Origin of the sequence: Labrenzia sp. R5_0 (assembly GCF_017743835.1) — a bacterium.
In the GTDB taxonomy this organism is placed as follows: Bacteria; Pseudomonadota; Alphaproteobacteria; order Rhizobiales; family Stappiaceae; genus Roseibium; species Roseibium algicola.
This window is the reverse complement of sequence record NZ_JAGHRK010000003.1, coordinates 459,756-474,624: the sequence shown is the minus strand read 5'-3', so window position 1 is coordinate 474,624 and position 14,869 is coordinate 459,756. Positions and strand designations below refer to the sequence as shown.

12 protein-coding genes are annotated in these 14,869 nt (G+C 61.5%); 5 read left to right on the top strand and 7 right to left on the bottom strand.

Features of this window, described 5'->3' with window-relative positions; genetic code table 11:
* Positions 1–14 precede the first annotated feature (14 nt).
* Together J7447_RS17525 and J7447_RS17520 are read right to left on the bottom strand one after the other, a co-directional pair.
* Positions 15–1,298 (bottom strand): TRAP transporter large permease, encoded by a 1,284-nt coding sequence (locus J7447_RS17525; protein WP_022998962.1) that lies wholly within the window; start codon positions 1,296–1,298, stop codon positions 15–17.
* A complete protein-coding gene (locus J7447_RS17520) occupies positions 1,295–1,804 on the bottom strand; it encodes a TRAP transporter small permease subunit (protein ID WP_022998963.1) in 510 nt (169 codons plus the stop codon). Before J7447_RS17520 ends, J7447_RS17525 begins: the two co-directional genes overlap by 4 nt.
* Before the next feature lie 169 nt (positions 1,805–1,973).
* On the opposite strand from J7447_RS17520, the gene J7447_RS17515 reads away from it, so the two are divergent.
* The 5 genes from J7447_RS17515 (at position 1,974) to J7447_RS17495 (ending at position 5,699) form a co-directional block, all read left to right on the top strand.
* Positions 1,974–2,897: a MurR/RpiR family transcriptional regulator gene (locus J7447_RS17515; protein ID WP_055657235.1), complete on the top strand. Its 924-nt coding sequence runs from the start codon at positions 1,974–1,976 to the stop codon at positions 2,895–2,897.
* A 146-nt stretch (positions 2,898–3,043) separates the two neighbouring features.
* A complete protein-coding gene (sppA, locus tag J7447_RS17510) occupies positions 3,044–4,030 on the top strand; it encodes a signal peptide peptidase SppA (protein WP_062490767.1) in 987 nt (328 codons plus the stop codon).
* Between the two features lie 15 nt (positions 4,031–4,045).
* A complete protein-coding gene (ihfB, locus tag J7447_RS17505) occupies positions 4,046–4,345 on the top strand; it encodes an integration host factor subunit beta (RefSeq protein WP_006940254.1) in 300 nt (99 codons plus the stop codon).
* A 64-nt stretch (positions 4,346–4,409) separates the two neighbouring features.
* Complete coding sequence (locus tag J7447_RS17500) at positions 4,410–4,775, top strand: lipopolysaccharide assembly protein LapA domain-containing protein (protein WP_022998966.1); 366 nt, start codon at positions 4,410–4,412, stop codon at positions 4,773–4,775.
* A 15-nt stretch (positions 4,776–4,790) separates the two neighbouring features.
* The gene (locus J7447_RS17495; RefSeq protein ID WP_055657231.1) at positions 4,791–5,699 is read left to right on the top strand and encodes an ornithine cyclodeaminase; all 909 of its coding nucleotides are present in this window, start codon (positions 4,791–4,793) and stop codon (positions 5,697–5,699) included.
* 413 nt (positions 5,700–6,112) lie between these two features.
* Here J7447_RS17495 and J7447_RS17490 read toward each other — a convergent pair whose 3' ends face one another.
* The 5 genes from J7447_RS17490 to addB form a co-directional block, all read right to left on the bottom strand.
* A complete protein-coding gene (locus tag J7447_RS17490) occupies positions 6,113–6,733 on the bottom strand; it encodes a trimeric intracellular cation channel family protein (protein WP_209170665.1) in 621 nt (206 codons plus the stop codon).
* A gap of 310 nt (positions 6,734–7,043) precedes the next feature.
* On the bottom strand, positions 7,044–7,667 hold the full coding sequence (gene grpE / locus J7447_RS17485) for a nucleotide exchange factor GrpE (protein ID WP_022998970.1): 624 nt from the start codon (positions 7,665–7,667) through the stop codon (positions 7,044–7,046).
* A gap of 145 nt (positions 7,668–7,812) precedes the next feature.
* Complete coding sequence (gene trxA, locus J7447_RS17480; protein ID WP_152508668.1) at positions 7,813–8,133, bottom strand: thioredoxin; 321 nt, start codon at positions 8,131–8,133, stop codon at positions 7,813–7,815.
* Positions 8,134–8,218: 85 nt separating this feature from the next.
* Positions 8,219–11,725, bottom strand: a complete 3,507-nt coding sequence (gene addA / locus J7447_RS17475; RefSeq protein ID WP_209170431.1) for a double-strand break repair helicase AddA — start codon at positions 11,723–11,725, stop codon at positions 8,219–8,221.
* On the bottom strand, positions 11,722–14,868 hold the full coding sequence (gene addB, locus J7447_RS17470; protein WP_209170429.1) for a double-strand break repair protein AddB: 3,147 nt from the start codon (positions 14,866–14,868) through the stop codon (positions 11,722–11,724). Before addB ends, addA begins: the two co-directional genes overlap by 4 nt.
* Position 14,869: the final 1 nt, after the last annotated feature.

Here is a 14,869-nt window from a genome sequence, read left to right as displayed (position 1 = left end):
AGGTTGTTTTTTTGTTATTGGGCAAACCCGAGAGCACGCGGCAGCATCATCGCCGCGCTTTCCCAGAAGGCGAACAGGAACAGCACAGCCACCTCTGCGACCAGGAACGGCCCCAGCTTGATGGCAATCCGTTCCAGTTTCTCACCGGTGACCGATGAGAGAACGAACAGGCACGCGCCGACAGGCGGCGTCATCAGCGAGATGTTGAGTGCCAGAACGAAGATGATCCCCGCATGGATCGGCTCCAGACCCACCTGAGCGGTGAGCGGAACAAGAACCGGTGCCAGGATGATCAGGATGGCGGTGATATCCATGACCATGCCGACGATCAGCAGAAGTCCGATGATGATGGCGATGACCGCATAGCGGTTGTCGGCCAGACCCAGGATGGTCTCGGCCAGCATCTGGGGGATTTTTTCAAAGCTCATCCACCAGCCGAGGATGCCGGCAAAGGCGATGATGACGAAGATCACGCCGGTGATGCGCGCTGTGCGCACGAGCATCTGGTAAAGCGCGGGCAAGGTCAGCGTGCGGTAGACGAATGCACCGATGAAGAGTGCATAGGCGACTGCAATGGAAGCAGCTTCCGTCGGCGTGACGACACCGCCGAGAATACCTCCCAGGATGATCACCGGCATCAGCAGTGCGGTAATTGAGGAAACGAAGACCTGCCAGATTTCCTTCAGGTTGGCCCGGCGCTCCGCCTTGGGCAGGCTGTTGCGGGCCGCACCAAGGGTAATGACGGCCATGCAGACACCACAGATGACGAGACCCGGCAGAATGCCTGCGGCGAACAACCCACCAATGGAAACGCCCATGAGCGAGCCGTAGACAACCATCAGACCGGACGGCGGGATGGTCGGTCCGATGATCGAACCGGCCGCCGTTACGGCGCACGCGTAATCGCGCTTGTAGCCTTCCTTGACCATGGCGGGCACCAATGTGCGCCCGAAGGCCGCCGCATCCGCCGTTGCCGAGCCCGTTAGCCCCGCAAAGAACACCGAGGCGAGCATATTTGTGTGGGCCAGCCCACCCCGGAAATGGCCGACCAGCACCTGGGCCAGCTTCACCAACCGGTCGGTAATACCCGTCTGGTTCATGATTTCGCCGGCCAGAATGAAGAACGGCATCGCCAGAAAGGGGAAGATGTTCAACCCGTTGAAGATACGGCTCGGCCCGATGGCCAGGAACTGGTCACCGCCCATATGAATGAGGCCGATGACGCCGGCCGCGCCAATGGCAAAGCCGATAGGCATGCCGAGCAGGACAAATCCGATGAAGACAGCGGCAACGATCATGCTGCGGCCTCCGCAAACGGAGGATTGTCGAGATGGGTGCCGTTGTCCCGGATCATCGCCAGAACGGTCTGGATCGAGGCAAGGGCTGCGGCAGCCGGGATTGCCGCATAGAACGGCTGCAGACTGATACCGAAGATCATGGCCTGCCGCTTGGCGCCGCTTTGCGCGAAACCGAGCCCGTACCACAGCACGTAGAGAAACAGTGCCAGAACGCAGAGATCAATCGCCATCAGCACAATGCGGCGCAACGACACCGGCACGCGCATGATGGCAGCCGTCAGTCCGATATGGTCCCGTCTGGCGATGCCGGATGAGACGGCCAGCATTGCTGCCCAGATCATCAGGTAGCGCGCAAGGATCTCCGGCCAGGGCAACTGCCAATGAAAGAAGTAGCGATCAACCACGCCGAGCCAGACATCAAGCACAAGCAGTGCCATCAGCAAGGCTATTACAGCCTCGACGCCCGTATTCAGCCTGGCACTGGTTCTGGCAGCCCACTCGCGCATAATCCCTCCACCGAAATGTACCTTAATTACATTTTCAGAGCAGAAATTGCGTTTCGTCAAGCGTATTTTGTTTTTAAATTACATTTCTCGCGTAAATGAGGCTATGATCAGGCGCTGATTGACGATTTTGTGTAATCAAATTACAAATCCCGCAACCAGGGAGACATGTGTGCAGGCAAAGATCCGAACCCCGACCGGCGACAATACAAACGGCCATGCCGCTATCGATCTCATTTCCGCACTCCGCGATCACGCCGGCCAGTTTCCGGCGCGGGAACAAAAGGTTGCGGACTACGTGCAAAAGCATCTGTCCGCGATTTCGGACATGACGATCGCTGAACTGGCAAAAGCCTGCGGCGTCAGCACACCGACCGTCGTTCGCTTTTGCAGGACACTCGGCTGTGACGGTTTCCGGGAATTCAAGCTGCGTCTGGCGCAAAATCTGGCCGTCAGCCTGCAGTATATTTCCGCGCCATCGACCACCGAACAGGTTGCCAGCGAAACGGCGATCGACCGCGTTCTGGGCGCGCTTTATGCGACCGCCAATGTCATGCGGCAGCAGGTCGATCCGGCCGTTATCGAGCGGGCCGTCGAAAAGATCGCCAAATGCCGGCAGCTTCTCACCGCCGGGATCGGCGGTGGGTCGACGATGGTGGCCGGTGAAGCGGCGAGCCGCTTTTTCCGCCTTGGTATCCCGTCCGTCGCCCTGCACGACAGCTACCTCCTGCAGATGCGCGCGGCGACGCTCGGGCCCGAAGACGTTCTGCTTTGTGTCTCCGCCAGCGGCGAAGCGGATGAACTGGTCAGCGCGGCCGAGATTGCCGGCGGCTATGGGGCCACCACGATCGCGATTGCACCGAAAGGCTCCCGCCTTGCAATGATTTCCAAGATCCCCATCCTGGTCGATCTTCCCGAGGACCCGGACATCTTCAAGCCCACCGCCTCGCGATACGCGCACCTGGTGATTGTCGACGCCATCGCCATGACGGTCGCGCAGGTCCGGGCCGCCACCACAAGCGAAAACCTGCGCCGGATCCGCTCTTCGCTGACCGCCTTCCATGGCCGCACCGGACCTCAACCTCTGGGCGATTGAGCCTCATGAACACACGAAACTGCGCCGGCTTGCCAGAAACCGCCGCAATCTGATGTGAAACTGAGAGAAGCCGATTGCATTTCTTACAACGGTCACCCTATGTATGTTATTGGTTTTCATAAGCTCTTGTCGGGGACATCGTATTCATGTCGGTAGATGTTGACGCGCTGGTAGACAGACGGCGCCTCAGACGCAAAGTGACCTTCTGGCGGATCGCGACTTTTGTCGTCATCGCCGCGGCACTGATCGGGGGGCTTATCTACGTCTCCGGCGCTTCGGAATTGTCCAAGCGGACGGCGCATATCGCGCGCATCCCGATCGAAGGCGTCATCCTCGAAAGCCGCAAGACCCTGCAGATGATCGAGAAGATCGGCAAGTCCGATGCGGTCAAGGGCGTGGTGATCTCCATCAATTCTCCCGGTGGCAGCACAACCGGCGGCGAAGCGCTGTATGAAGCGCTGCGCAAGCTTTCCGAAAAGAAGCCGGTGGTCGCCGAAATCCGCACCATCGGAACCTCCGCGGGCTACATGATCGCCCTTGCCTCCGATCACATCGTCGCGAGATACAATTCCATCACCGGCTCCATCGGCGTGCTGTTCCAGTTCGGCAATATCAGCAAACTGATGGAAACGGTCGGCGTGGAAATGGATGCGGTCAAGAGCGCACCGCTGAAGGCCGAGCCCGACTTCTATTCCCAGACGAGCCCCGAGGCACGCGCCATGCTGCAAAAGCTCGTCGACAATTCCTATGACTGGTTCGTTTCACTGGTCGCCGAGCGGCGATCTCTCGACATGCCCAGGGCCAAGGAACTTGCAGACGGCCGCATTCTGACGGGCCACGATGCCCAGACGGAAAAGCTGATCGATGCCATTGGCGGCGAAGATGTCGCAATCGACTGGCTAGTTAGCGAGAAGGGCGTTCCGAAAGATCTTCCAGTCGTCACCTGGAGCGCCAACGAAAATCTGGAAGAGCTGCCGTTTTCCTCCCGGGTCTCGCGAGAGTTCGGAAAAGGCATCGGATCGGCCCTTCTGGAGCCGGTTAGTGAAGCTAAGGGGCTGATTCCACGAGGGCTTACGCTTGACGGGCTCGTATCCGTTTGGCAGGCTTCTGACGCGGCAGACAATAATCCGTAAGCGAGGGGGCACTTCATGATCAAATCTGAGCTGGTTCAGCATATCGCCGAACAAAATCCGCATCTCTATCAGCGGGACGTTGAGAACATCGTCAACGCCATCTTGGATGAGGTTACCGAAGCGCTCATGCGCGGCGACCGGGTGGAGTTGCGCGGCTTCGGCGCGTTTTCCGTCAAGAACCGCCCCGCGCGCGTCGGCCGCAATCCGCGAACCGGTCAAAAGGTGGAAGTGGACGAAAAGTTCGTGCCCTTCTTCAAAACCGGCAAGGAAATGCGTATACGGTTGAACGATGGTGTGGACCACGGCGACGACTGATTGCGTTTGCCACGGCACGCCATTTAAAATCGACTTCTGATCTGGCCAAAACCGGGAGAACCCAGTGACCCGTTTCCTCAAGAACGTGATCTTGTTCGTTATCGCGGTTGTCCTGATCCCGTTGTCGGTGGCGAACCGGCACACGGTCTCCCTGTCGCTCAATCCCCTCGACCCGCAGGACCCGCGCCTGACGATCCCGGACATTCCGCTGTTCTGGATTATCTTCGCAAGTCTGGGCGTCGGCATCATCGTCGGTGGACTTGGCGCATGGGCCAAACAGGGCCGCTGGCGCAAGGAAGCACGCGTGAAGCGCCGGGAAGCCGCGAAATGGCACAAGGAAGCCGACCAGCTGCGGGAAATGAACACCGCAGGTCAGCCGGCATCCAATCTCAAGGGACTGGCAGGACCGGGCAACCGCAACGCCGCCTGACCGGCCGACATTACCATGCGTATTATCTCCAGCGACGAGATCGATGCCTGCCTGGAAGACAGGGCCGTTCTTGAAACGCTGCGCCGGGCCTATCGCTCCAGCACAGTCGCCCCCAAGGCATCCCCCTTGCCCATCGGCCGGCTGAACCAGCAGCAAGGCGCGCTCACCGTACAGCCGGCCTGGACTGACTTTACCCAACAAGGCGACGTCAAGCGCGGCTATATCGGCTGCTCCCTGGCGCTGGATCTACCCGAACAAACGGGCCTGTCCTCAAGTCTCTACCTATTGTTTTCCGGTTCCGGCGGACAACCGATCGCCCTTCTGGATGGCATGCGCCTTACAGTCTGGCGCACGGCCGGTCTGCATGCGCTCGGGGCAAGTTACCTGTCCCGCGAAGACACGTCCCGCCTGCTGGTCATCGGCGACGACCCGAGATTGCCCCGGCTTGTGTGCGGTTATGCGGCCGTGCGCAACCTGACGTCGATCCTTCTGGCCGGCGTGTCGCCGGAAATCCAGAAAAGGATCGCCGCCTTGCCCGCGCTCAAGGGGGTCAATGTCGGCATCACGAACGAGATCTATGCCGCGCAGGAAGGCGCGGACATGATCTGTATTGCCGGTCCGGAAAACGAAACAGGCACCCATCACGCCCTCACCTACCTGGATCCTCCTGCGGGCTGTCACGTAGATGTGCTGGATCCGGAAGCACAATTGCCGACAGAACTGCTGCAGGAAGCACGGCTGTTCACCACCGACCTGAGCGAACCGCCGCGGCCGGATCTTGAATGGGCTGCCGACCTGAAAGACCTCACACAGGGCACGAAAGCTGGCCGGCGTTACTACGGCCAGCGCACGCTGTTTTTGCCGGCCCCGCGCACCGGGCTCGCAGACTACGCACTGGCTGCACACGTTTTTTTGAGGACGTGACCTCTGGAACTCGTGCCTGCGCACACCATATCCCGGAACAGCAGGGGGAACCCATGAAAGCGAGCACCCGAAAAGGGTCGCCCGGATGACGGCTTGGCCGCCGTGGGTTTCTCATTGGTATCTTGAAGGAGCAAATCATGCTGACGACGCTTGCCTATTCGGCAAGCCTTCCGGCAATCGCAATTGGGCTGATGTACTATGTGTCGGCCTGCTCGGGGCTTGTCTACTAGTGCCTTGATGGCACCCTGGCCGTTCGACCCTACGGGCGAGACCGGCTGCCTCCAAGGGTTTGGCACGTTCAGCCGATCGCGCCAAACCCGTCATACGATAATCGTGAAGCCGGTTCCCCGTGGGCCGGCTTTTGTCGTTCCCGGACTGTTCGCTGAGGCCAAGGGACGGAAAGCCATCCCGGCTTAGCCGGGATCTGAACCTGTTCCAAAACGGTGTCCGGGCAAGGTCCAGCCACGCAGGATCGCTCCGCCGCGCAAGATCAGCGCACAGCTTGCGACAAGGATCGCGGCAAGGATTTGCGGCGCGCCCAATTGCACCAGCACAACAAATCCACCCGCACCGGCAAAGGCCGCACCGACATAGATTTCCGGCTTCACGATGGAGGAAGGTTCACGGGCGATGGTGTCCCGCAGGATGCCGCCGAAAGTTGCCGTCGAGACACCCATCAGGATCGCCACCAGGATCGTGTCGCCGACAGTCAGGGCCTTGGCAGCTCCCATGACAGAATAGGCCGCAATACCGATGGCATCGGCCCATCTCAAGGGTTTGCTGAGCTTTTCGATCCACTCGGCAAAATACCAGACCAGCGCGCTGACGACGAAGCACACCAGCAGATACCATTCGTTCTCCACCCAGAAGACCGGTACACCCAGCAAAAGGTCACGCAGGGTACCACCACCGATCCCCGTCAGCGTGGCAAAGAACAGCAGGGCAACGATATCCAGCTGCTTGCGCGAAGCGACGATGCCGCCGGTAATGGCGAATACCGCCACCCCGAGATAGTCCAGCATTTGCAGCAGCATTCCGTCCCCCATGGCCACTTTCTTTCCGAAGGCAGTACCTGAGGTCCGGGTCTTTGTCATCCCGTAGCATGCCATGCCGGCGCTCGGCCCTACGTCTGAGGGCCTGCATATCTCGCTCAAGGGATTAGGGAAGTCCGACCAGACCGCTTTCTGGAAAACCACTGATCGTTCCCGGCTGTCGTCCTCTCGCGTCGCGTCGGCGGCAGGACTGGCTCCCGTCAGCTGTGTTGACGAAAGGGTTGCCCCAAAGAAAAGGGGCCACTCCGCTGGATGCGGGGCAGCCCCTTCGAAGCTCTAGGGTCGGTTGAACTCAGGCGTTCTTGTCGACTGTCTGTCCGGCTTCAGCCGACGCCGCAACATCCTTCGGGCCACCCTTGGAAACGCCGACCATGGCCGGGCGCAGCACGCGGTCGCCAATGACGTAGCCGGCCTGCATGACCTGTACAACCGTGTTGTTCGGCACTGCGGTGTTCGGCACCTCGAACATGGCCTGGTGGAAGTTCGGGTCGAACTTCTGGCCTTCCGGGTCCAGTTTCTTGACGCCATTCTTTTCAAGCTGGTTGAGCAGATCGCGCTCGATCATCTCGACGCCTTCGATCAGCGAAGCAACACCCGCATCGGCGTTCTTGCGGTCATCTTCCGGCAACGCCTCAAGTGCGCGGCGCAGGTTGTCGGAAACCGTCAGCATGTCACGGGCAAAACCTGACACGGCGTACTGGCGGGCGTCCTTGACTTCCTTTTCCGTGCGGCGGCGAAGGTTTTCCATTTCCGCCATGACGCGAAGCGCGCGATCCTTCAGATCCGCGTTTTCGGCTTTCAGAACTTCGATCGGATCGACACCGGCCGCCTCGACAGCTTCCGGCTGTTCCGCTGCTGCGGTTTCCGGCGTTGCTTCTGCCGGCTGCTCTTCCGGGGTTTTGTTTTCGTCGCTCATGAATGATCCGTTTGCTCAGACTGTTTGCGGGTGCTTATACGACCGGTTGGCGTTTTTTCAAAGAGCATCGGCGGATAGGCTTTCGCTTACCCGCCGGATGCGCTCATATGAACCGCAGCCGGTCAGCCGCAGATATATTTCGGAATTAAAGGGCGCTCTTGATCCAATCGGAGAGTTTGCCCTTCGGCGCTGCACCGATCTGGGTTGCCATCGGCTCGCCGTCCTTGAACAGGATCAGCATCGGAATGGACCGAACGCCGTATTTCATGGCCATGTCCTGGTTCTCGTCGATGTTGAGCTTGGTGATCTTCACCTGGCCGTTCATCTCTTCGGAGATTTCTTCAAGAGCCGGAGCGATCATCTTACACGGACCGCACCATTCGGCCCAGAAGTCGACCACGACCGGGCCGTCGGATTTCAGGACTTCGGATTCAAACGAAGAGTCGGTAACTTGTGTGGTAGCCATAACTAGATCTCGTAGGTCTCAGGATCGCGCCTACCCGATGTAAGCGCATCAGTTGGCAAGAACGTAGGAAGCCGAGGGCCTGCCGTCAAGCCGATGTGCCGTCAGGACGCAGTCCGGCGAAGGTTTCTTCCAGCACCTTTTCGGGGATTTCCATCAGGCTCGGCACCGCGGTCCACAGAAGCTGGGCGGAAATTTCCCTGTCCGGATAAATCTGCTTCAGCATTTCCCTGTAAACACAAAGCTGTGCGCGGTACTCGAGCGGGATTTCGGCAACTGATGCCGGCGGATGGAAATTGGTCTTGTAATCCACAATCACCACCCGGTTATCCTCAACCACCAGCCGGTCGATCTGTCCGGATATCTCGACTTCCGTGCCGTCGCTTGCCCGAATCGTCCCGACCAGCGGAACTTCGGCGCGGGCATGGCCGCAAAACAACGTCTCGAATTCCGGCATCTCGAGAATCGCAGCCACTTCGCGCAGAAGGTGAGGCATGCGCTCGGCAAATTCCGGCTTGAGGGCCTGCTTGAGGTAGGCTTCCGACGCTGCCATGCGGGCGTCTTCAGCCAAGTCCGGCAACAGCTCCAGAAGCCGGTGAATCAGGCGACCGCGCTCCAGGGGCCAGGAAGCAAGATCCCTGCCCGCCTGCAGGCGAGATACCGCAGGCACCGGTTCGATGCCGTCCTTTTCCTCCATCGCCTCGAATGCCCGTGAGGGCTGAAGGCGTTTCTTCCTGGCAAGCGGACGGACGGGACTGGAGAGCCAGTCCGGCAACGGCAGTTCTTCGCTGCGCGGCTCTGCGGAGGTATGCGGCGCCGCGCCTGCCTCGGGCTCGGCGATGACGCCGTCCTTCTGCCAGCGCCAGGCGGAGACGGATCCATCCGTCGCTGTCAGTTCACGCGCCTCGGGCTTCAACGCCCGCGAGACCATCGAATACCAGCAGTTCTCGTGGGCACCGCGTTTCGGTTCCCAACCGCAGACAATCAGCCGGTCTTCGGCGCGGGTCAGAGCCACGTACAACAGGCGCCGGTATTCTTCCTCCTGCGCGTCCCGCAGGGCTTCCACCGCCGCGTCGTGCCAGGGCGTCCGGTCCGCCTTGGGCGGCAGCCAGACCAGAGCCGGTGGCAGAAGATCGTTTTCCAGACGCTTGCGCGGCAGGAAGGCCGGATCGTGGATTGCGCTGACGGGGGCTGCCCCCGGATCGACCAGAACGACGATCCGCGCTTCCAGCCCCTTGGAACCATGCACGGTCATGATGCGGACCATGCCCTTGGTATTGGTCAACTCACGCTTGATCTCGGTCGGTGCCGCTGCCATCCAGGCAAGGAATCCTTCCAGGCCCGGCGTGCCGGATTGCTCATAGGCAATGGTGAGCGCCAGGAACTCGTCCAGAACGTCATCGACTTCCACGCCGAGGCGAGCGCGAAAAGCTTTCCGGCCACCATCAGCCCCCAGCAGCCGGGCATAGAATTCGTAAGGCGGCACGAAGTCGGCGCGCGCGCGCCAGTCTTCCAGCCTTGCGCGCACGGCCTTCCATTTGTCCGAACTGTCCGACCGTTTCACCAGCATCTGCCACAGCGTTCCGGGGCGCACCTTTTCCGGCGTTTCCCGGGCAACCTCCAGCAGGTCGTCGTCCGTCAGGTCGAACAGCGGGCTCTTCAGCACGCAGGCAAGCGACAGGTCGTCTTCCGGCAGCAACAGGAACCTGCCGAGAGCGGCAAGATCCTGAACAGCGATATGGTCCGTCAGAACAAGGCGGTCACTGCCGGCAGCCGGGATGTCCAGCTCCTTCAGTTCCCGATTGAGCGCTTCGACAAAAGGCCCGCGCTTGCGCACGAGGATCATCACATCGCCGGGATTTGCCGTGCCATCGCGCATCCACTGGGCAATTTCAGCAGCAATACGCCTGGCCACCTTCAGCATCGGGCTGCCCGAACCGACGTGGTCGATCGGCTGGCGCCAGTCGTCCGGCTCCTCGATCTCCGCCTCGGCCTCCAGGGGCCACAGATCAACGATCCCCGGATCGCGCCGAATGGCTTCATGGACCGGCGCTTTCACGTCCTGCGACAGGCCTTTGTGGGCGCTTTCGTCGTGAAACACCTTGTCGACCGCTCCAAGAACATCCGGCGTGGAGCGGAAGGAGAGCTGCAGATTGACGGAATGAAACTCAAGCTCGGCCGCCTCGGCCTTTCCGGAAAAGGCACGGCGCATGGCATCGAAATAGGCCGGCACAGCGCCCTGGAACGAGTAGATCGACTGTTTTTCGTCGCCCACCGCAAACAGCGTGCGGACCCGGTCTCTTGCTCCGGTCCCGGCGAAAAATTCAGAGGCAAGCGAAGTCACCACTTCCCATTGGCGCGGGCTGGTGTCCTGAGCCTCATCAACAAGGATATGGTCGAGCCCCTGGTCGAGCTTGTATTGCACCCAGAGCGCCGCATCGGACTTCTGCAGCAGTGTTGCCGTCTTGACCACCAGATCCTCGAAATCGAGATACCCGCGGGCGGTCTTGGCGCGCTCATAATGACCGATCACCGCGTCGGCGAGACGCAGCAGGGCTGTGGTTCCCTCATAGGTCGCCACCTTCCGGCGCTGGTCCAGCAGCTCCAGCAGGCGATGTTGTTCCGCCTCCAGCGCCTCAAGCATCTGGGGGAACGTTTCAGCGACCTTCTTGGTGGCGAGCGACTTTCGCGGCTCAAGCTTGGCTGTCAGGAAAATTGCCTGCCAGGCCTCGCGGAAAGCGGTTATGTCCGTGAGCTTCGCGGCGGTAACCAGATCGTCCGCACGCGCCTTATCGGTCTTGGTGCCGGTTCGCAGTGCCTCGGCATAGGCAAGACAGGTGTTCAGATCAAACGGGCATGCGGACCGAAACTGCTCGTCGAAATCCGCCAGCCGAAGGGCCGGGTCGGTTTCCAGAAGATCGGCAAGCTCGGCAAGCGCGGTTTCCAGATCGCCGGCATCAACCGTCCAGCGGCGGAAGGCGTCACGGCTCTGGATCAACTCGTCCAGCGCCTTCTGGGCGCCGCCATCGCTCATCAGATCAATGACAGATGCCAGTGCCCTGCCAAAGGCGCTTTCCGGCTCGGTTTCGGCAACATGCAGCACGGTCGCGCGCGAGGCCGCCATGAGTTCCGCTGCCACCCGGTCGTCGAGTACGGCAAAATGGCCCGCGACGTTTGCTTCCAGCGGAAACTGGTGCAGCAGGGATTCGCAGAAACCGTGAATGGTCTGGATCTTCAACCCGCCCGGTGTTTCCAGTGCCCGGGCAAAGAGGCGACGCGCCATCGCCAGGCGCGCGGCATCTGGTTTGCGGCCTTCAATATCCTGCAATTCGGCCGCGAGTGCGGCATCATCCTTGGTGACCCATTCGCCGAGGATCTTGAAAACGCGGGTCGCCATTTCGGCAGCGGCGGCCTTGGTGAAGGTCAGCGCAAGAATACGAGAGGGATCGGTGCCATCCAGCAGCAGCCGCACCACCCTGCGGGACAGAACGAAGGTCTTGCCCGATCCGGCATTGGCACTCACCCAGGCCGAGGCCCGTGGGCGGGAGGCAAGGTCCTGCCGTTGCCTGGTCACTTCAGGGATCTGAAAGCTCATGAAGGCTCCTCCGATCCAAGTGCCCATTCCTGCGTTCTGGCAAGATGATCATAGTCACCGCCCATCTGCCGCTCACGCATGACGCGGGCACGGGACAGGTAACCAATGTCTTCTCTGACATAGTGGGCGATCAACTGTTCCAGCCGCGCCCAGGCGTCTTCCACCAGATCTTCCAGCGGCGTGTCCTTCGGGTTTCGCGGCGCTTCGATCACCGGTTCGCTGCCGCCCTTCAGCTGCAGATACAATAGCTCGGATATGGGCGCGTCAGCCGGCACATCCTTGAACCCGAACCGCCGGACCATCGCGGCCTCCAGCGGCAATTGCGGCGACAGGAGCGCATCGACCTGCTTTTGCGAGGGCACCTGCCCTGTCTTGTAATCGACCACGGACAGCCCGCCGCCACTCAGAAGGTCGATCCGGTCTGCCCGGCCGCGCAGGCGGAAATCGAAGCCGGGCAACTTCAATTCCACACCGCCCCCGATTTCCAGGAACCGCTGACTGACGTGTTGCGACCGCCTCGCTTCGTAGGCAACGAAGCCAGCCGCAATTTTCTGGAAACGCGGCCACCAGAGCGCCCGGATCGCCGGAAACGCATCAAGAGGCTCAAACAGCTCCTCGCCGATCTCTGTCAGGGCCTTTACGGCACTGTCGTCGAATGCGCCGGTCCAGGTCAGCAGGAAATCTGCCAGTGCATCGTGAATGAGGTTGCCCTTGTCGGCCGCACCGGGTTCGCCGCCGATCGGGTCGACCGGCTGCAGCTCGAGCACATGACGGGCAAAGATCGCGTAGGGATCGCGGATCAAGCGTTCGATTTCGGTGATGGAGAGCGATTTCGGGCGCGCTGCCAAGGGCGGACGAGGGTGAGGCCGGGACGCGGGCCGCACCGCGCCTTCCGGCCGGTCGAGCTGTGCTGCAAGGGCGGAATATACCGCCCCTTGCGCTTCCAGTTTCTTCGTCAGGTCAGGCCCGGCAAGCGTGGTCAGGCGCTGCAGCCAGCGCGATGCGACAGTGGGAGCGCCGTCGGAGCGTGCGGCACGCGACAGAAGGACCCGCCGTGCACCCATGCCTTGCGCAAAGTCATGTGCGGCCGCACCGAGCCGGCGCTCCGGGGGTTCCAGCCCCATGTCGCGCTTCATCGGCCGGTTCAGCCACGGATCATTGCGCGTGCGTTGAGGCCAGACGCCCTCATTGAGGCCACCCAGGATCGCGAAATCAAAGGCCTGAAGCCGTGCTTCCATGGGGCCGAGGATCTGCACCCGCTGGTCGCCCGGCAGCCTACGCCGTACGGCCTGACCGGACATCAGCGCGGGCAGTACCGACGGCCATTCACCGGGCGGAATTTCCAGTCCGCTGGAGCTTGCTTCCAGAAGACCGGTCAGGAACTGGGCCAGCGCCTCGCCCGCCTCACCGGCGTAAAGTTCTGCCACCGAACCTTCGTGATCGATCGAGATCGCCTCGATCACATCGACATGACGCCGTGCGAGGTCGGTCAGAAGGATCGTGCCGCCTTCTGCGGCAAGTTCTTCCAGCGATTTCAGTGCGTTAGCCAGACGGTCGACCAGGTTTGCAATCACATCCCAGTCTTCATCGTGGATCTTTTTCCAGCGTGGCGTATGTGCCTTGTCCGCATCTTCCCGGCTCGCCTCGACAGCCAGCTGCAAACCTGCCGTTCCCGGCCGAGCACGCGGTCCGCGAACCACGCCACGCTCCAGCGCGCGGGCGGTAGACCGGATGTCCTTCACCGGCAGGCCCAACCGTGTCAGCGGATGCTTCAGCAGCGCCAGAAGATCGATCGGCTCGCAGCCACCAAGGGCGAGTTTCGCAGCCAGGATCGCCAGAATGGCCGGTGCGGTCTGGTCGAGCGGGCGGCCGGCACTGTCGTCCACCTGGATGTTCCAGCGGGCAAGCTCTGCCGCAACCCGGCGCGTCAACATGCGGTCCGGCGAAATGAGGGCCGCACTTTCCTGCCGCTCGATCGCTTCGCGCAAGGCAATCGCCACGCTCAAGGCTTCATCCGCCTCGTTGCGGGCAGTCATGATCGAGACACCATCCAATGCCTCTGCCCTGTCCGTTTCGGGACGGGCGTCCAGATAGGCTGTCCAGCCATCGGAGGTATCGGCGGGACGCAGGGCCTCGGAGACCAGTTCCTCACGCAGCAGGAGCCCCCGGTCCGGGTTTGGCCCGAGTGTTACGACCTCTTCCCGCCCGGCACCCAGCCGATCAAGCAACTGCTTCAGCGAATACTGCGGATGTGAAGGCAGGGTTGCCGCGTCTTTCTGCATCACCCCCTTGCGGGTCGAGGCCTTGCCCGTCTTTTCTCCCAATACGGCCCAGGAGCGGCTGTCCAGATAGCGGTCCAGTCCAGGCAGCACGACGACACCGGCTTCCAGTCGGGAGACAACCTTCAGCAATTCGGCGGTGGCCGGAACCGAGCCGGTGACACCCGCAACAATGACCGGGCCACGAGGAGGTGTCCGCTCCAGACGCTCGGCCTCGCGCCGGATAAGGGCCGAGCGGCGTGCCTTCGGGTCCATCATTTTCAGTTCGGCCAGATGCGCGGGCCAGGCCTCCCGCACGATCTGCAGGAAATCGAGCGTGATCTGCCAGTACCGGGCATGGTCCTCCGGCACCAGACCGGACAGTTCCGTCCAGTCGGCTTCTTCCGTCTCGACCTCGTCCATCAGCGTCAGCAGGTCTGCCGCCAACCAGGCTGCATCGGCCGTCGACGCCGGAAGGCCGAGAGGTTCGTCGGACCTGAGACTGAGCGCTTCCCGGCGCAGCATGCCTTTCCAGGCCTTTACCAGCCGCGTCATCGCAAGATGACGTTCCAGAAGGGGCATTGCCGGCGGCAGAGGTTCCAGATCCGCATTGGCGGTCAGGCTCTGCGCATCCTCGTCGGCATCGCCCACCGGGCGGATGGCAGGCAGGAGAACCGGCCGGCCACCAAACCGCTGCTGGAAAAGCTCCGGCAGCAGGCGCGCAGCGCGGCGCGTCGGCAGATACAGCGTGACCGACGGCAGCAGCAGTGGATCGTCCAGCGGGCGAAAGCCGGGGATCAGGGTGCCGTCGACCAGTGTGTCGACCAGCGTTTTCAGGAAAGGGACGGACGGCGGGACAGACCAGAGGCGCGCGCTGCGGGCCATC